General features: G+C 39.3%; 15 protein-coding genes and 1 riboswitch. Of the genes, 7 read left to right on the top strand and 8 right to left on the bottom strand.

What is annotated here, in order from left to right:
- The 6 genes from PSR9079_RS17990 to PSR9079_RS17965 form a co-directional block, all read right to left on the bottom strand.
- Positions 1 to 867: a formylglycine-generating enzyme family protein gene (locus PSR9079_RS17990; protein WP_149982700.1), complete on the bottom strand. Its 867-nt coding sequence runs from the start codon at positions 865 to 867 to the stop codon at positions 1 to 3.
- A 20-nt stretch (positions 868 to 887) separates the two neighbouring features.
- Positions 888 to 1,901 (bottom strand): hypothetical protein, encoded by a 1,014-nt coding sequence (locus PSR9079_RS17985; protein WP_149982699.1) that lies wholly within the window; start codon positions 1,899 to 1,901, stop codon positions 888 to 890.
- 179 nt (positions 1,902 to 2,080) lie between these two features.
- A complete protein-coding gene (locus PSR9079_RS17980; RefSeq protein ID WP_145242267.1) occupies positions 2,081 to 2,626 on the bottom strand; it encodes a DUF4136 domain-containing protein in 546 nt (181 codons plus the stop codon).
- A 169-nt stretch (positions 2,627 to 2,795) separates the two neighbouring features.
- Complete coding sequence (locus tag PSR9079_RS17975; RefSeq protein WP_149982698.1) at positions 2,796 to 5,573, bottom strand: coiled-coil domain-containing protein; 2,778 nt, start codon at positions 5,571 to 5,573, stop codon at positions 2,796 to 2,798.
- Positions 5,573 to 6,118, bottom strand: coding sequence for a condensin complex protein MksE (locus tag PSR9079_RS17970; protein ID WP_149982697.1), 546 nt, complete (start codon positions 6,116 to 6,118; stop codon positions 5,573 to 5,575). Before PSR9079_RS17970 ends, PSR9079_RS17975 begins: the two co-directional genes overlap by 1 nt.
- Before the next feature lie 5 nt (positions 6,119 to 6,123).
- Positions 6,124 to 7,404, bottom strand: coding sequence for a hypothetical protein (locus PSR9079_RS17965; protein ID WP_149982696.1), 1,281 nt, complete (start codon positions 7,402 to 7,404; stop codon positions 6,124 to 6,126).
- A 178-nt stretch (positions 7,405 to 7,582) separates the two neighbouring features.
- Between PSR9079_RS17965 and nhaD the strand changes: the two genes are divergently transcribed.
- The gene (gene nhaD / locus PSR9079_RS17960) at positions 7,583 to 8,830 is read left to right on the top strand and encodes a sodium:proton antiporter NhaD (protein ID WP_145242276.1); all 1,248 of its coding nucleotides are present in this window, start codon (positions 7,583 to 7,585) and stop codon (positions 8,828 to 8,830) included.
- Positions 8,831 to 8,944: 114 nt separating this feature from the next.
- Positions 8,945 to 9,116: riboswitch (Lysine riboswitch) on the top strand.
- Between the two features lie 77 nt (positions 9,117 to 9,193).
- Positions 9,194 to 10,597 carry a lysine-sensitive aspartokinase 3 gene (lysC, locus tag PSR9079_RS17955; protein WP_149982695.1) on the top strand — a complete coding sequence of 468 codons (1,404 nt, stop codon included), beginning with the start codon at positions 9,194 to 9,196 and terminating at the stop codon, positions 10,595 to 10,597.
- On the opposite strand, the gene PSR9079_RS17950 is transcribed toward lysC, so the two are convergent.
- Entirely contained in the window at positions 10,574 to 11,317 is a 744-nt protein-coding gene (locus PSR9079_RS17950) for a 4'-phosphopantetheinyl transferase family protein (protein WP_149982694.1), read from the bottom strand. The genes lysC and PSR9079_RS17950 overlap by 24 nt on opposite strands.
- Positions 11,318 to 11,470: 153 nt before the next feature.
- Between PSR9079_RS17950 and PSR9079_RS17945 the strand changes: the two genes are divergently transcribed.
- From PSR9079_RS17945 to PSR9079_RS17920, 5 genes are all read left to right on the top strand, one after another.
- Positions 11,471 to 12,793: a sodium-dependent transporter gene (locus tag PSR9079_RS17945; RefSeq protein WP_145242282.1), complete on the top strand. Its 1,323-nt coding sequence runs from the start codon at positions 11,471 to 11,473 to the stop codon at positions 12,791 to 12,793.
- A 134-nt stretch (positions 12,794 to 12,927) separates the two neighbouring features.
- Positions 12,928 to 13,359: a biotin/lipoyl-containing protein gene (locus PSR9079_RS17940; protein WP_149982693.1), complete on the top strand. Its 432-nt coding sequence runs from the start codon at positions 12,928 to 12,930 to the stop codon at positions 13,357 to 13,359.
- A gap of 5 nt (positions 13,360 to 13,364) precedes the next feature.
- Positions 13,365 to 13,844 carry a zinc-ribbon domain containing protein gene (locus PSR9079_RS17935; protein ID WP_149982692.1) on the top strand — a complete coding sequence of 160 codons (480 nt, stop codon included), beginning with the start codon at positions 13,365 to 13,367 and terminating at the stop codon, positions 13,842 to 13,844.
- Between the two features lie 422 nt (positions 13,845 to 14,266).
- Positions 14,267 to 15,340 carry a ParA family protein gene (locus tag PSR9079_RS17930; protein ID WP_149982691.1) on the top strand — a complete coding sequence of 358 codons (1,074 nt, stop codon included), beginning with the start codon at positions 14,267 to 14,269 and terminating at the stop codon, positions 15,338 to 15,340.
- Positions 15,341 to 16,106: 766 nt separating this feature from the next.
- On the top strand, positions 16,107 to 16,916 hold the full coding sequence (locus PSR9079_RS17920; protein ID WP_149982690.1) for a hypothetical protein: 810 nt from the start codon (positions 16,107 to 16,109) through the stop codon (positions 16,914 to 16,916).
- Between the two features lie 68 nt (positions 16,917 to 16,984).
- Here the strand turns inward: PSR9079_RS17920 and ltrA are convergent, their stop codons facing one another.
- Positions 16,985 to 18,340, bottom strand: a complete 1,356-nt coding sequence (gene ltrA, locus PSR9079_RS17915) for a group II intron reverse transcriptase/maturase (RefSeq protein ID WP_246175601.1) — start codon at positions 18,338 to 18,340, stop codon at positions 16,985 to 16,987.
- Positions 18,341 to 18,598 lie beyond the last annotated feature (258 nt).

Genomic DNA, 18,598 nt, shown 5'->3' with positions numbered 1-18,598 from the left:
TTATTTAACCTTTTTAATTTCTCTTAATACCCTAAAACCAATAGAATTAGCTCTCGAATTTATAGTAAAACCCATTCTAAGTGAGTGATGTACATGTGGCTGTGGCATGGTCCAACTAGCCCCTTTAACCGTTTTATTTTTACAGTTAATTATTTTAATAGGAGCAATCGTCTTTGTTGCATTGTTATGATTATCTACATAACAGTCCTGTACCCACTCGTAAACATTAGAAGTAACGTCATATAAGCCAAAAGGGTTTGGCTTTAAAATACCTACATGCCAAGGGTGCCCTAAATCAGAACCTTTAGGGCAACCACCTAAGTCTCTGTCGCAGTGATCAATGCCTTGTTCATAATCATTACCCCACCAAAACTTACTAGTTGTTTTAGCTCTAGCCGCGTATTCCCATTCAACTTCGCTAGGCAGGCGATAAATATTGTCAGTTTCTTCGCTTAGCCACTTTGTATAAGCAACAGCATCAAACCAAGATATATTTACAACAGGTTGCTTACCACGGCCCCAGCCTTCGTCTTCAGGGCAAGACCTAATTCCGGTTTTACAAAACTGATCATATTGTGCAAAGGTAATCTCGGTTTCACTTAGTGCATAGCTTTCTTTTATTTTCACTTTAAAAATAGGTGCTTCATCTTGAAAAGAGCGAAAATTTTCACCGCCGATGGTACCTGTACCTGCTGGAATTATTACCATTTTTGGTGATAATTCACCGTTCTTTAGCTTATCTTGTATATAAGCAACGTCATGGTTAGTTGATTTTAAGCCAGACCAATTTAAATTTAAAAAGCCAATGGAGAATCCAATTAAAATTATAAAGATAGCTAGGTATTTAATTTTTAGTTTAGATAGCATATGAAACTTATAGATAATGTTTAAGAGGCGGTAGTTATACCAACAATATAACTTGCTGACTTTTTAACTTTATCGTGTAAACCATTGACACTACCATGTATTGTTGCTGCTGTCCCAACGCCAGTTGCCATTGATGATCGAGTTAAAAAAGCTTTATAAAATGAGCTTCTAATTAATCGTTGGACTTGTGCTTGGGTATAGACCTTTGTTGCTTTAGTTCCATCATCTAAAAGGGTTTGCCCTCTTAAAACTTGCTTCAATAATTTTTGGTTCTTAGCCAATTGTGGGTTATCTATTTTTAACATTTCTACCGCAAGCTTTTTACGATTTTCACGCGTCATGCCTTTGTACATCTTTAACAACTTACTATGCCCAAGCGCTTTATTTTGTTTAAATTTAACGAGCAAAGAGCTTGCTTCTAAACCTGCTTTGGTTAAATCTGCAATCTGAATTATATCTAGTACAACCATCAATGTTGAAAATGTAGGTGAAGTGTCAAGCCATTGATTATATTCTTCGTTACCGCTTAGATGGTTAAATACGCGAGCAACACCTACACCACATTGAAATGTTGCTGCAGCCGTTGCTGTCAATGTTAAAGGAATTGCAGTCCAAGTAGCTCCAACTGTAGCGGCACCTCCACCGGCTTCAGCCAGTACTAATACCCATCCAGAAGCCGCTCCAGCACATGAAACACCAGTACTCCAAGACTCATCCCATAATGAAGAATTAATACTATCTATTCTTTTTTCAACCTTCATTTGTTTCGGGTAAAAGAATTCACGGATATAAATATTTTTTCTGTCTGCTCTACAGCTAACCCTCAGCACTTTACTATCATAATGGCTTGCGGCATTAGTAAGTAATGTAACAGGGTTTACCGAAAGCTTATCGAAATGATCTTTCTCTGCTTCAAAAATAATACCTGCATGCCTAAACTCAGGATCATTGTCTAAAGAAGCATAAATGTCTTGGAGTACGTGATTAGGGAATAGTTTTTTAACTTTTAGTTCGAATGAAGAGTTTAATAACATATTATTTATTCCTTTAAATATTTCCGATAATCTAACATGTTTTATTTGTTATTTAAATTTCTTTTCTTTTAAAATTGAGGTTTTGAAATTGTTAAATGTTATTTGCAAAAAAATTATACTGATTTGTTAACAAAAAAGCTCACTAAATAGTGAGCTTTTTTGAATGCTAATTTAAAGTGCTATTTTAGTTTTTCTGGTGGAAAACCACTTAAAATTGTTGCAACGGCTTCTTGTACTGCTTTGTTACGCTCTTCAGGTGTTTGTTTCTTCTGAAGGCGACCTTCACGAGCACCACGCCAAACAAGCTGGTTAGAGGCACGGTCAACAACATCAATCACTAAAGTGCCCACATCATATTCATGGGTTGTTGTTTGCGTGTTATAACCCATGCCCCAGTAGTTCCAACGTGCACCGTAACCTACATTAAATGTATCAACGTCAACTTTAGTATCAACAGAGGCATGATAGTTAATTAATACATCTGCTGATGCTTCATCCGCAGGTGTCATACCGTTTGCTTGTAATTGTGCATTTACCGCTTCACGCACACGCTTTTCCATCAATGGACTGATTTGATAGTTACCAGCGTCAGCCAAGGTCGCTTGTGGAAACCAAGCAAATGTTTTGTAGTTACCAAAGTCCACAGATTTGTCGTAGTCAATATCAGGCGTTTTTGCACACGCTGCTAGTAGTAATACAGCAGCTGCAATTAGTATATTTTTCATGGAGTTTGCTCCTTGGCAAATTTAATTACTATTCGTTTGATAACATAACATAGAATTAATTCAAGGAAATGTTATTTTTTACCTGTAATTTGTATACATGATAAGTACTAATTAGTTTAGTCGTCCTTGACTGAATGATGCATTAATTTACACAAACGTGGCTATTGTCTTATTCATGCTCTACTTCTATCCAATCCTTTTCATCTACCCAGTTCTGGGCGCCGTCTTTAACGGAGCGAATTGGCACAATATAATCACAGCTAATTTGTGGTTTCACCGAGGCAAATATTGGCACAAAGCCAAAGCTGAGTGCGGTTTCTATAATTGCTTTTTGATTTTGCGGATCGATATCGGCCGCTTCATCAATATAAATCGGGATGCGGTATAAGTTTTGCTCTTGGTCGCTTAATAAGTAGCGGATAAACAACATACCGCATAATAATTTTATGGTGATACGCGTACCGTTTGAGCCAGCCGAATCAATTTTTTCAAAATGCTCGGTTTCGCCTGCACGGTTTACTACTTCAAAGCGAATATCAAATAAGTCAGTAAGGGTTAAACCGGCTTTATCAGAGGCAAGTTTAATTAAGTGATCTTTTGCTTCGTTGACAGCACTTTCACTGTAGGGTTCTTGGCTGAGTAAATCCAGCGTATCACCTTGTTCAAACTGATTTGAGGTACTGATTATGGTATCAATACTATCAACCAACATTTTGCGTGGTATCACGTTAATTTTAAATGCTTGTAAGTTTGAAATACGATGCTGACTAATACCTTTATTGAAGCTGTTCATTTCACGGCGCAGTCTGTCTAAATCTTCACGCAGTCCCTTAATCGTCGCGGCTACTTCTGTGAGTGCAACCCGGGCTTGGCGTTCAACCGCATCACGTTCGTTATCAATATTATGGAACGCGCCAATCAATTTCTGGTATTTACTAAACTCGTCGTTTTCGTTATCAAATTTGGTAATACCAGCATTGTAAATATGCAAATAAGTATTACGCACGTTGATGTCAAAATTACGCAGCTCTTGGCAGTCTTTATTAAAGTGATGTACTAAATCGCTAAGGTTATCAAAATCGATTTGAATATCTATCATATACGGGGTGACTTTACCGCTATATAAATCCAGCGTGTGGTCAATTCGTTCAGATTTCACTTGGCGTAGGCGCTCGGCTTGGCGTGAAATTAAATCTTTTTTCGATTTAATAATCGAGCGTCGATCACTAATTGAACCGCTGTTATTTTGAATATCTTGTAAGTAGCTATCAACTTGCTCGCGTTCAGCCAATAATTGCTCTTTTAAGAGTGTTTGTGCATCAATAGATTGCAGCATAACCTGGAATTGTTCAAAGCGTTTAAGTGCGCTTTCTGCTGCCATGAGTTCATCGTATAAGGCATCTTTTTCTTTTTGTTTGTCGGCCACATTGGCGGCCACATCACGCTGTTGCTTAAATTCATTGAGTGACTGTTCTAGGGCGCTGAGTTGCGCAGTAAGTTGCTCTTTATTTTCACCGCTTTGCATCTGCACCGGTGAGAGTTTTTTCAGCTTGATGGTCGCGCCTGGCAGGGTAAGCACGCCGCCTTTCACGTTATCTGATAATTGCTCTAAAAATGCACCAAAGGCATCTTCATCAGTGATATCTATATCACCATTACTGGTGGTGGCAAATGACAGAATGTCAGGGTTTAGAATACGCGAGATCTCTTCAACTTCTTTAAGTGATAAATCCTCGCGCATACGGGTAAATAAATTAAACTCAAGATTTTTAAGCTGTAGCTTTAAGCTTTTGATCTGCTTTTGTGTTTCACTAATACGGTAATCAAGAGTATGCAGGCTTTGCCCTTGTGCACTGTTGATAGAATGCGATAGTGACTCGTAATCTTGCTTTAATTGACCAAGGCTTACTTTTAAGGTTGCCATGTTAACCAATTCAAATTCAGATTTTAGAGCACCAAAGTCTAAAAACCATTGCTCTATTTGTGTTTGCCTGCGTTCAATATCGCGCGATTGTTGTACATAAAGTTGTTGTTTTTGTTCAAACTCGTGCTTTTCGTGTTCAATGTCTTCAAGGGCAACATTAAGCTCGCTTAATTGCGCCTCTTGGTAGCTATCAAAATCGATTAATGCTTGGTCAATTTTGGGGGCGTATGCGGCTAATTTACCTTTGAGTACGGTTTGGTTTTCAAGCATAGATTCAAGGGCGCTGATAGGCTCTTGCATCGACTCGAGTGCTTTTAGCTCACGTTTTGCGCGGTTTACTTTATCAAAGGAGCGACGCCATACTTCATAAAAATCGACCTTTGAGTTTGACATGTGGCGTTCAAATACGCGTAACATAAAGCGCTTTACGTCGGCAGCGCCTAATTTATGCAGGTTCAAAATACGGCGGAAAATTTCTTTATAAATTGCTGAATCTTGCACGTTGTTAAGCGGGATCATCTTTAAGTTAATGTCGCCATCAAATGGCGTGGCACCACCCGTTAATAGTGCGTTGAGCTCTTGCGCTTTAAGCTCGATAGGGTTAAAGCCTTGCTCTTTTAAATGATTAAACAGCTTAGTGAACTTAATAATGGTTTTACCTTGAGTGTATTGCTCAAGATCAAGCTTGCCTTGGTAACAAAAAAACTGATGTGCGTAACCGGCAATTTTACCAAGCCCAGCTACACCAATCACCACCGGGCCATGGGGTAGGTCGGCTTCGAGTAAAATATAGGATTGATCTGACGAAAAATAAAATTTACGAGTTTCGTCTAAATCATGACCGTCCCATTCTGTTAGGCGTAAATCATTAATAAGCGGAAATTGCAGAGCATTGATCACCGAGCTTTTACCGGTGTTATTTGGTGCACAAATTGAGCTGCTTTTATCAAGCGGGATCACACATTTGGCATAACCGGCGGTGTTTAATAATGCCAGCTTACTGAGGCCGTATAGGTTTTTCATTATTCGTCCTCTCCAATATAGGTTTCTTCGTTTACTTCCATTAAGGCATCAATATAACGGTAGATAGGTGCTTGCAGCATAAAGCCGCCTTCTACTTCACGGGCAAGGCCAAGTCGAATCATGCGTAAGTACACGTCTTTACGTAGGTCTGATCCTGAAAAAATTTCGAGCTGATCAAATAAGTGCTTGTTCATTTGCACTAAAGTTTGCATCAGTTCTAAATCATTCACTTCATCAAATAAGGCACGCATTGGGTCTTTACCTGAGTTTGCATAGTGCTCAATTAAGATATAAATGGTTAAGGCAATCGCGCGGGAAATTTTCCCCATATTGGGTGTACTTTCATCACTGGCAAAGTAATAAAAACCACGGCTGTCATGTTGTAAATCGTGGCCAAGGGCGCTGAATAATGCGCGGTAATGATCAATTTGTTGATCAAGCTCTTGCCACATTACGGTGTCTTGTTCGCTAATGTGATAGCCGGTGACTAATTTTTTATTAATTGCTTGTAGATGACTAAGTTCATCTAAATTTATCTGTGTCATAACGGTTACTCATCCACTGTTGGTGTTTGCTGAGGGTCAACAGGCTTAGAATTAAAAGGGAAAAGAGAAAAATGTTGCCCGGCAATTTTCACGCGCATTTTTTCATCACTTTGATTGATTTCAATATCGCTGTCACTTACCAGCTTTTGATATAAAAACAGCATTTCGTCGGCTTCAAGGTCTGGGTAGCTTTGCTCTAAAAAGGTCAATAATGGTTGTGGCTTTTTACGTTTAGCATTGAAGCGTTTTTTAAAGTTTGCTTTAACATTATTGTAATCTGGAATATTTGGCGTAACAAAAGCAGGCACATCTTGTTGATCAGGAAGTTCGTATTCACTGTGTTCAAACTCAACAAGTGCAGCCATATAAGCGACCATATGGCGCTGTTGCCCCAATGAGAACCGCTGCGTGTCAGAGACAAAATGTGGTTGTACGGCGCTGAGCATATTATCAACGCCATTTTTACGTACTAAACCAAGTACTTTAGCTGCTTGACGAGTGATCATATTATTACGGCGCAACTCTTCACGCAGTGGCATTAGCATATCGGCACTTTTACGCAGGCTTTCGCGACCAACTAAATGCATTTCTAAAATTCGGGTACGTAATCGTTCAAGCATGCGTTTATCTTGATAAGCTTTACCGCTGCGTTCAATATATTCGATTTGCGTACTGATTTGTGTTTCGATGGTATTAAAACAAGCATGAAAATCGCCACGAATATCAACCATTTCAAGCATTGGTTCAATGTATTCATCAAACGCTTCAATCACCGCTTGATAACGCTTTTGTAATGATTGCACCGCATTATTAGCTTTTGCTTGTTCTACAATATTTAAAATGGCATTTTCGTTGTGGGCAAATAGTTTCATTATTTTACGCACCCGATCATCCATAATGCGGCTAAAACGGCGCATCTCGTCGTAGTCTTCAATACTACCGGCATTGTCTAAACGGTTACCCAAACGGGCTAAATCTTCAACCAGCACGCTAATTTCTTGCGCCAAGCCTAAATGTTCTTCCTGCAATAAAAAAGTGGCAAAATCTGCAATTGCACGGTTAATTTCAAGTTGTGACGATTTAGCCAAGGGAATAATAATATCTTGGTTTAAAAGGCGGTTGGTTTCTTTGTAAATGCGCTCATTTGACCACGTAGGTTGTTTTTGTTTGATCGCATTTTGCACGTCTTTTAGGCTGAAATCAGCCATTTTAAAACGTTTAAATAGCAGCTCTAACATTCCCCAGTGCTCTGTTAGGGTATTTAGCAACTTTTTAGCTGGGATCATAAAACTCCAAAAATCCTAATTTATCTTGTAAAGCCGGCTTGTTAGGCCTCAGCGATTAGTCGTAGAAAAGCAAATTGACAATAGTTTTACACATTCTTTGGTGCTAGACTGCGCGCCGTGTCGTCCTGCGGCTCATAACATACAATTTTTACATTTTTATAAAGGTTGTTCAAACACCATGGTAACTGCAATTATCCTAACCCTGATAACGCTAGCATTCGTGCTCATCGTTATAGAGGATATTATCCATGTAAACAAGGCCAAAACCACGCTTTTCTTTGGTACTTTATGCTGGATTATCTTATTTATCTCGCCGCTTCACGGGCAAAGCCCCGAAAACGTACAACATCAACTTGACCACAATATTTTAGAGATTGCCACACTCTGGTTGTTTTTAATGGCTGCAATGACCTTTGTAGCCTATTTGAACTCCAAAGGTTTTATCCAAAATATTGTGCATAAGATAATGCCCAGTGCTATTAGCGAACGCAAACTGATGTTTTTGATTGGCGGGTTCTCCTTCTTATTTTCGTCGATTTCAGACAATATCACAGCCACATTAATTTCCCTTGCGGTGGTGATGTCGTTAAAACTCGATCCGAAAAAGCTAATTAAATACGCTACGCTTATCATCTTTAGTGTGAACTCGGGCGGAGTGTCGTTAATTACCGGTGATGTTACTACCTTGATGATTTTCCTTGATGACAAAGTTACCATTGGTCACTTGCTATTGTTGGTTGTGCCTGCGTTATTTAGCGTGGCGCTATTGGCCATTATGCTGTCATTTGGACTCAACGGCCAAGTTGAGTTTACCAAACAAGAGGACCGTCGCATTGAGAAAACAGATATCACTATTGCAGTGATTTTCTTATCAACGATTGTCGGGACATTAACGTTAAGCGTGCTTTATCATGTGCCGCCTTTGTTAACTTTCTTATTTGGTTTGTCGTTGATGTTTTTAGTAGCGCAATTTTTAATGCGCAAAAAAGATGTGAATAAAAAAATCATCGATTATATTCGCGAAATAGAATACGACACCTTACTGTTCTTCGTTGGCGTATTATTACTTGTAGGCGCTCTGAAAGAAGTCGGTATGCTCAGTAAGTTCACTCATCTTTACGAGTTAATGCCAGCACAATACGCTAATTATTTAATGGGTATATTATCAGCTGCGGTTGACAACGTACCACTAACGGCTGCGTTACTTAAAGCTGAAATAGTGATGAGTCCACAACAATGGTTGTCGTTTACGTATGCAACTGGAGTGGGTGGGTCCATGCTTATTATTGGCTCGGCTGCCGGTATTATCGCTATGAGTAAAGTAAAAGCGCTTACCTTCATGAGTTATTTACGTATGTCGGTGTATTTATTAATCGCTTATACAATTGGTTATATGGGATCGTATTTAGCAGGTAGTTTTATTTAATTGCTTTTATTATTTAAAACAACTTGACAGCTAGACGTCTAAACGATAACTTTCAAAGCCCGCTTAATAGCGGGTTTTGTTATTTAATTGCTAATAATTTACGTAATTAATCTAACATTCAGAAGAGGTGCGGTACTTAGGTACTTAATGTTAGGCGACGTATGCCTGTAATCATTAAGGAGGGAAGTACTCGCCGAGGAAAGCAACTGGACGTCACAGTGGTTTTTCGGTTTATGGGGCTGAATCCTCAAAACTGTCACCAATTAGGTGGAGAGCTTCTGGCAGTGGACTTTTCTTATCGAGCACCCCCTTGCCAAGTTCTTCTTGTTTTATCGTGGTATGAATGCCACAAAAGGAGACGACATGAATACCCAATTAGCTGCAACTAACTTGCAACAGTCAGCACAAAATCAAAAATCAGACTACGTAGTCGCAAAGTTCGGTGGCACCAGTGTGGCTAACTTTGAAGCGATGAGCCGTTGCAGTGAAATTATTGTAGCCGATAACAACGTACGAGTAGTGGCCGTAAGTGCCAGCGCAGGAGTGACTAATCACCTTGTGACCTTATGTAAAAAAGATTTATCAGCAGATGAGCGCAATGAGAACATTGCTGGCGTTATTGCTATTCAAGAAGCTATTTTAAATGAGCTGTCATTGGATGCTGATTTAGCTCATGGCTTTGATGAAACCATTAAAGCTTTTAAGTCACTTGCCAGTGAGCCACTAAAATCAAAGCAACAACATGATGAGTTATTGAGCTTTGGTGAGCGTTTATCATCCTATTTATTTACTCAGGTACTGCGTTTAAATGGCTTAAACGCGGTGCGTTTTGATGTGCGACAGGTATTAAAAACCGACAGCCAGTTTTCTAAAGCAACCCCAGATGTAGCTGCAACAGCAATGGCCGCAAAAGAGCATTTAATTCCGTTATTAGCTGAACAGGTTATTGTAACTCAAGGCTTTATAGGCAGTGACGCGCATGGTCAAACTACCACACTTGGTCGTGGTGGTTCAGATTACAGTGCGGCATTACTGGCCGAAGCTATAAACGCTAAAAGCGTGCACATTTGGACTGATGTCGTGGGCATTTTTAGCACCGATCCGCGCTTATGTGCTAAGGCTACGCCGATTGCGCGTTTAAGTTTTGATGAAGCGGCCGAAATGGCTACCTTTGGGGCGAAAGTATTACATCCGGCAACTATCTTACCTGCGAGCCGCAGCCATATTAGTGTGTTTGTTGGTTCTAGCCGTGAGCCTGAACGTGGTGGTACCTGGATCGAACGTGAGAAATCACAAATCCCTGGAATTCGTGCTGTCACGCAGCGTAAAAATCAAATATTGTTAACCTTAAAAAGCCCCGAAATGCTTTTGGCTAGTGGCTTTTTAGCTCACGTGTTTACAATTTTAAGTGAGTTTAATATCTCGGTTGATTTGGTAACTACCTCAGAGATAAGTGTTGCTATTACTTTAGATAATGCGCCAAATGCTTCGCGTCCTGAGCTTGATCAAGAATGCCTTGATAAGTTAGCGGAGTTTTGCCACGTGTCGGTTGAGAACAACTTAACCTTAGTGGCATTAATTGGTTCACAAATTCAATTACGTCAGCAAGAAATTAACTTAATGAATGTATTAAGCGATTTTAATATTCGCTTAATTTGTCATGGCGCAAGTAAACATAACCTGTGCTTTTTAGTGGAGCAGAGCGAGTCAGACTTTGTTGTGCAAGCGATCCACAGCCGTTTATTAGAAGTTCAAAACGCCGCGTAATTGGGCGGTAGAATTTACCACAGAGCACTGCCAGTCAGTGCTCTTGTCACTTACCACACTGATATCAAACTCATGATATTGACAACTCAGCGCTGTTAAATTTGCTCGCTCAAGTTCAGTAAATACATTGGGGCTGAGTAATTTTGCAATTGGTTGGCTGGTGGCTTTGGCAAGTGCTTCTTTTAAAGTCCATATTCTAAAAAATCGTTCTGCGCTTTGCTGATCTTGCGTTATTAAATTTACCTCATCAAGATGATAAAAATGCTTAGCGAGCTTTGCAAATGGGCGCTTCAGGTTTATTTTTTCAATATCAAAACCAAATTCAATTCGTTCTACATTTAATGCAGCACCCACAAAACCATTAGAGTGGGATAAACAACTACGCAATACTGTGTCACAGTCAGTTATATGAAGCAGTAATTTACTGCTTTGCTGGTCAAATTCAGAGCTAATATGGTTATTTGCTAGATCACGAAATTGTGGCATCGTTTGTTTTACCAAATACTTAAGCAGTAGCCGAGTGGCTAAATATTCTTGCTTGGCTTTGTAACTTTTTCTACGGGTGATCACCGTCAGTTCAAATGGGCTTAATAGTGCGTTTAAATCGAATTCATCAACATTTAACTGCTGGGCATCAAATAATAAAATAGTATTCGCATTGAACGGCTGCACGCTGTATTTGGTGATAACGAGTTGCTGTTGAAAAAATAATGCAGGCATAAAATCCACAATTAAAGTGATAAAAGAACAAACATGTTTATATTTTGTGCGGTTGTGCGCTGGTTAATTAAGCCAAGGCAAATTTATTACTCTGTGAGAGTTAAATATGGTTTAATTCACAATAATGAAAAATAATAACAGATTTGTAGATGTATGGCACAATTGCGTGATGGTTTTCAAAGCCGCCTTGGCTTTGTTTTAGCAGCTTCTGGCGCTGCAGTTGGATTAGGTAATATTTGGGGATTTCCCACGCAAGCGGCAAATCATGGCGGCGGCGCGTTTTTACTAGTCTATTTTATAGTTATCTTTTTTTTAGCCTTGCCAGCTTTATACACTGAGTTGTACTTAGGTCATAAAGCGCAAGCTAATCCGGTTAAAGCACTTAGACAAGCATGGCAAGAGCAAGCACCGCAAGTAGGCGCTGCTGCTGGTTATTTAGGTTTAGCCGGTGCGATTGTGATGCTGAGCTTTTACTCAATTGTTGCAGGTTGGATGCTTGCTTATGCCCTTGAACCCATTGCTAGCTTTTTTGGATTTACCACCGTCAGTGCGTTTTTACACACGGATTCGATGGCGCGTAATTTTGTATTTACACCACTGATGCTGATCCTCACTGCGAGTATTATTCTCAAAGGTGTTAAATCTGGCATAGAAACATGGTCGCGACGGTTAATGCCGATGCTATTAGTGTTACTCGTTGTGCTAATTGCTTATATAGCCACGCTTGATGGCGCAAGTGAAGGCTTTGCTGCGTATTTAGTGCCAGACTTTAGCCAAATACTCGACCCAGGTTTAATTATTGCGGCAATGGGGCAGGCGTTCTTTTCGCTGTCACTGGGTGTCGGTTGTATGATGATTTATGGCTCGTACTTGCAGCCTGATGCTAATTTGCCGCGGTTAACCGCGTCGGTAGCGTTACTTGATACAGGGGTTGCCTTTTTAGCTGGTTTATTAATTATTCCTGCAATTTACGTGGCGCAGCACAATGGCGTGCAAGTATTTAGTGATGGAAAATTAGTGGGAGAAGGGCAACTAATTTTCGCAATTCTACCGCAGTTATTTAATACTATGGGCGAAATTGGCTTATTGGTTGGTTTACTGTTTTTTGTACTTATGTCGATTGCATCACTCACATCGACTATTTCATCAACTGAAATTCCAGTGGCTTTTTTAGTTGAAAACCATCAAGTAGAGCGTAAAAAAGCGACGTTTTTAGTGAGCTTAACAGTTTTAGCCGCGTCATCGTTGATTATTTTCAATTTTGATTGGCTATTTGGTTTAGTGATCATGGTACTGACTCAGTATCAATTACCGCTTATGGGCTTATTTTACTTTATCACTGTAGGGTGGTTGTGGCGCCGTGGTAATCAATTAAATGAGGCTGCAAGTGGCATGCGTTATTGGTTTGCTCAGTACATACGTTATGTGTGTCCGATACTGATGACCGCCGTGTTTGCTAATGTCGCGTTTGGTTGATAATTTAGCTGTCAGTTTTTTAGTTTTAATTGTTAATACATAGTGTTATACCAATCGTTTTAAGTTACTGACCATTTAGCTCGCTAGAATGGTTAAATATTTAAGTCGATTGGTATTATATCCAAGGAGGAATTATGAACATAGATGTTAAAGTCCCTACGCTTCCAGACTCAATACACACAGCAGATATCACTAAACTTTATGTTAGTGAAGGCCAACTCGTTTATGCCGGTGATGTGTTATTTGATGTTGAAACTGAAAAGGTTGTTTTAGAAATAATGGCCGACTGCAGTGGCATTATTGAGAATATAACGATTGCAAATGGCGACCATGTTAATCCTGAACAGGTTGTAATGACTTTGCAGCAGCTTGCAGACAGCGAACTGCCAGCACGACCAACAGTAGACCAAACCCATGACAGTAAACTGTCAGTAAGCGGCTCAGCAGAAGAAGACGCTATTGCTTCTGCATTATTTAGTAAACTAAATACTATCTGCTGGGTAATTGGTTTTATTATCGGTGTGGCTGCAGGTGTTTTAGGAACCCTCATTGTGCTGGGTAAATAGCTAAAATGACCAATTATGTAAACCACCCAAGATATGGCAGCGAGCCAATCCTCTCTGGTAATAGTTATACAAAGCAAGAAATCGAGAATGCCTTTTGGTGGTATAAAAGTGTTCGCTACTTTCCTGAGACGGCAATCCCCGCAGTTATCGAAAAACAATGTGACAGTTTATATCCAAGGCAACTCTATGTTGATATAGAAGAGCAATGTGTCGATTGTCATAGAGCGTTTATATTTTTTGCTAAAGAGCAGCAATATTGGTTTGAAGAATTAAAGTTTTGGATTGATGCACATGCGATCAAGTGCTCTGAATGCAGAAAGAAAACCCGTGCAATAAACCAGTTGCAAATTATCTATGCAAACTTAATCATTAAAGAGCATATAACGCTTGAGGAAACTCAATTGCTCAAGTCCAGCGCGCAGCAACTTTTTGAGTCAGGAGTGATCAAAAAGATTAATAAAATAAATGCTATCCGTAAAATGTAAGTAGACGTATTTAAGGGACCTATGTGATTACGTCTTAACTTGATTTGTCAGAACCGATAAATAGGACTCAATCAAGTCTGGCTGTCACAGATGTGCCAAAATCAGACCTTCAGGCGTAACTCGTTTCTGCCCCAAAACGAGTTAGTTTAATTATTTTAAAGCTCTGCTTTGAGCGAGAAGCGGACACTGAAAAGTTAAATTTATTACTTTTTTGGTGAGTCGAATCCTAATTTTTCCGATAACATTATTAACCGCCGTTCTGGTGCAAAATAGCAAACTTTGAATTCGTGCAATTTTAATTATTTGTTTACAAAAGTAATTATTGGTGAAATTATCTGAGCATGTAATACACGCCGTTTTGGAGTGTTATAAACCACCAAAATGGTGTTCAATAAGCTGTTAGCACTAAAAAAGGAGTACAGATGTCAATACGTATTTTTAGTATGTACAACAATAAAGGAGGTGTTGGTAAAACAACATTAGGCTTTAATATTTCAACCCAGCTTGCAGATATCAAACCAAAAACACAAGTGTTGGTTATAGATATGTGTCCGCAAGCTAATATATCGCAATACCTATTGGGTGGAGGTGAAAAAGGTTACAAAAAAAATCAAACTTTGCAAAGTCAAGGTTCAAGAAGAAATGTTGTTGGTTTTTTGGATTGGGTAATGGATGGGAATTCTGATTTTACTAGCATTAAACGCTCATTTAAAGTGAAGATAAAAGATCATAATGAACACATATCTGATAATTTATATTTAATTGCGGGTGATTCCTTTTTAGAATCATTATCTTTAGCTTTGAATTATGCAGTATTAAATCCAGCGAATAGATTTGCTTGGCCTCAATTTATGACCGCAATAAGACGACTCTGTGAGTTGGAGTTTGATAATGATAAATATGATGACATGGTCGTATTTATTGACTGTAATCCAAGTTTTTCAATCTACACTCAAATGGCTCTACTTTCATCGGATAATTTGATTATTCCAATGATGGCTGATTATAGTTCATTGGAGGGGTTAAAAGGTATTATGACTTTGTTATATGGTGAATATCCAACTGCCGCAAGCCGGAAGTACGCCGACAAATTTTTAACATTCATAAGCCAAGTGGAAAGTCATAAATTTGAATTACCTAAATTATGGGAATTTGTATTTAATAATTTCACCTCAAATAAAGGTGTTGCAACAGCATATGATTCACTGAAAAATGAACTTTGTGATTTTAGCTATAAACAATACAAGTCATCCCCTCATTTATTCGCAGCTGTCCAAGGTAAAATTAACAGTCGAAGCCAATGGGAAGATTATTACTTATCTTCAATAAAAGATTTTCACACATCGGGCAAAGTATCAGCAAGCCTCGGTATTCCTTTGCACAAGTTACCAGACAAGGCAAAATACACAATGCCAAATGGGGAGGAAGTTGTTGTAGCTAAGCATCGTTATCAAGAAGCCCGTGAACATGTAAAAGAATTGGTCTCAAAATTTTAGCGCTAATCGGGTAGCCTGAGGTCTCTAACCTCTAGCCCCCACACCACCCATCGTGCACTTTCATTAACATGAAGTGCAATGGGCAGTTTATCTCCCGTAATGAATATTGATCCAAATATCTCTCAATGACACTAAACCTTGTGACGCTAAATAGTCATTGCCTAGCGCAATGTTAATTCCTTTTGTTTTTCGAGCTGGTGATGCCACATGCTATGGCGAGTCGTTCACTTACACCCAGTTTCATTAAACTGTGTACTTTAGTGCGTGCTGTACCTTATAAATAGCGTCATTGCCACGTAAATACTTCGTGGGTCTACCATCTGTATTACTCTTAAGCGCAGCGCCTCTTAACCTCTTTGTGAATGATTCACTAAATTTTTTGAAAGAGAAGGTAATGAGGGAAACTTAGCGCTTAGTATTGGGATGGTTAAACCACCAATAAAATAAATTAAAATCGAGTTATTCTACAGGCTCGTTGCTTTCTGTCTGCAATTGGCACTTTGCCGAAATTCAGCTTTGAGCGAGAACCGGTCATAGAAAAGTTAAATTTAATTCTGATTATTTGAGTAGAAGCCTAATTTTGTCCAATAACATTATTAAACGCCGTTTTGGGGCAAAATATCATACTTGACTTCTAGCTGTTTTAATTACTTGTTTACAAAGGTAATTATTGGTGAAATTATCAAGGTATGTAATACACGCCGTTTTGGTGTGTTATAAACCACCAAAATGGTGTTCAATAAGCTGTTAGCACGACAGGGGAAACATGGATAAATCGAGAAGTATTCCAAAAATTCACGTTAGATATAAACGATTCCAAAAAGAACAAAGAGATATTTGGGAGTCATTCTGTTTAATCGATTTTTATTCACCCAAAATTAAAGAGGCGGTTAAAGAAGATGTATTTCCCCAATTGACCTTTGATCGAATATGGAATGATTCAAATAAAGTAGTAAAGAAAGACGATATTTATGGTGCACTTCATTCATTATCAATAAAAGGAAATTACAGAAGAACTCTCTTAGAAGCAGTCTTAACATTTGAAGACTATATAACAGACCTAATTCAATCAGTATATCTAGATATACCAGGGAAGCTCTCATCTGTTAACGATGATGGCAGCAACACATCTGGTTATCAAAAGCTATTAAAACTCGTTCTTAATTCAACTGATAAGCAAGAAATTATCGATAAATTAGTCGAAGAAAAAATACGAAGCATCTTCTACGGTAACCCTCTCGATGTTTTTGAGAAAGATAAAGCAAAATTAGAATTTGGAAATTACTTTAAAGATAATCACGCTAACGAATTAAAGATATACAAGAAAGTTGTGGCGATGAGAAACATAGTTGCTCACAACAATGGTCGCATAGATCGCAAGTATATTAGAGAAGCTGATTCTGATGCCGAATTAGGTCGAAAGGTTACTATTGAGAGAGAGTTTTTGAAAGAAGCTATTTATGTCCTTTCTAAATTTGCCGCTCATGCAACTCGTTTAGTCGTAGAGAATGTATATAAAGAAAGTATTAGTGGTAAATTAGGGCAAGCTATCAAGGCGTTTGATAAGTCGTGCTAATCGGGTAGCCGGAGGTCTCTAACCTCCAGCCCCCACACCACCCATCATGCGGGTCCGCAATGGGCGGTTCATCTCCCGTAATGAATATTGATCCAAATATCTCTCAATGACACTAACCCTTGTGAAGCTAAGTAATCATTGCCTAATGCAATGTTAATTCCTTTTGTTTTTGAGCTTCTACAAGGGCCTTTACTGGTGATACCACAGGCTATGGCGAGCCGTTCGCTGACACCCAGTTTCATTAAACTGCGTACTTTGGTGCGAGGTTTTCGCCATTGTCGCCAGTAGCACATTCTTATCCTACGGCGGATCCAATGATCTAAATCCACCGTTAGCTGATAAGCGTTGGCTATCAGGTAATAGTGTCCCCAGCCACGTAAATACTGCGTGAGTTTATGTATCTGTAGGGTCATTGAGATCCCCCAGTTGCGGTTAGTGAGCTCCCTGACGTTTGCTTTAAATTTCTTTAGCGCCTGTTCGTGGATCTTCACTTGAGCGTAACGGAAGGTAAACCCGAGAAATTTCGAGCCTGATACTGGACCGACCCGACTTTTCGATTCATTCACTTTGAGTTTTAATCGCTTAGTGATGAACGCAGTAATTTCCCGTTGGATTATGAGTCCTTCGCTTTTCGTTTTTACTAAAATGATTATGTCATCAGCGTAACGGGCAAACTTAAGTTGTTTGTAGGTTAACTTCCTATCTAATTCATCGAGTAAAATATTGGACAGTAAAGGGGATAATGGCCCACCTTGAGGGACTCCTTTGGTTGACTCAAACCACAGACCTATTTCGCGCTCTGCTACCCCTGCTCGTAGGTATTTACCGAGTAGGCGCATGAGTGCTTTGTCTTTGATTTTACGACCAATACGATTCATCAGCATGTCATGGTTTACCTCATCAAAGAACTTAGACAAGTCAATATCAACCGCTGTTTTATAACCTTGTTTAACACAAGCTTGAACATGTTTTACTGCTTGACTGGCTCTTTTATGAGGGCGATAACCATAACTATGTGGTGAAAATTGAGGCTCAAAGTAAGGGTTAATCACTTGAGCAATGGCTTGTTGGATCACTCTGTCGATAACAGCAGGGATCCCAAGCATTCGCTCACCGCCATCGGGTTTGGGTATCATCACGCGTTTGACTGGCAAGGGTTGATAAGTGCCGTTAAGTAATTGTTGTTTAATACCCAGCCAATGTATCTTAGCGAAGTCATTAAATTCCTCAATACTCATATTATCAATACCCGCAGCCCCTTTATTGCGCTTAACATGTTGCCATGCTGCACCAATATTGTGGTTGCTTAGCACCCTTGCCATCAGATCATGATCTGTTTGGCTATATTCATTCGAGGTATTATTCACAGTAGAACGCTGTTCATCACTATCACAACACGGTGATCTATGTGAATTCAAGTTCATTTGTAGTATCTCCTCTGGTTAAGATGTTCAGGCCTTCACCGTGTCCCCTCCATTACGATGGGCGTTTGGCTACTATGCCGTCAGCTGACTTCTGATAAATCACTTTAACGATTACTCGATAAAGCGCGTCTAAACTAACGCTTGTTTACTGCTATTTCGCTCGCTGTAGGTCGCAGCAACCAAAGCGCCAAGGGTTGAACAACCAGTCCCTAACTGGTAATCTCCAAGCGTTAGCGCGGATGCGTGTTTATCAGATCT

Origin of the sequence: Pseudoalteromonas rhizosphaerae, from assembly GCF_902498845.1 — a bacterium.
In the GTDB taxonomy this organism is placed as follows: Bacteria; Pseudomonadota; Gammaproteobacteria; order Enterobacterales; family Alteromonadaceae; genus Pseudoalteromonas; species Pseudoalteromonas rhizosphaerae.
This window is presented reverse-complemented; position numbering and strand designations above follow the sequence as displayed.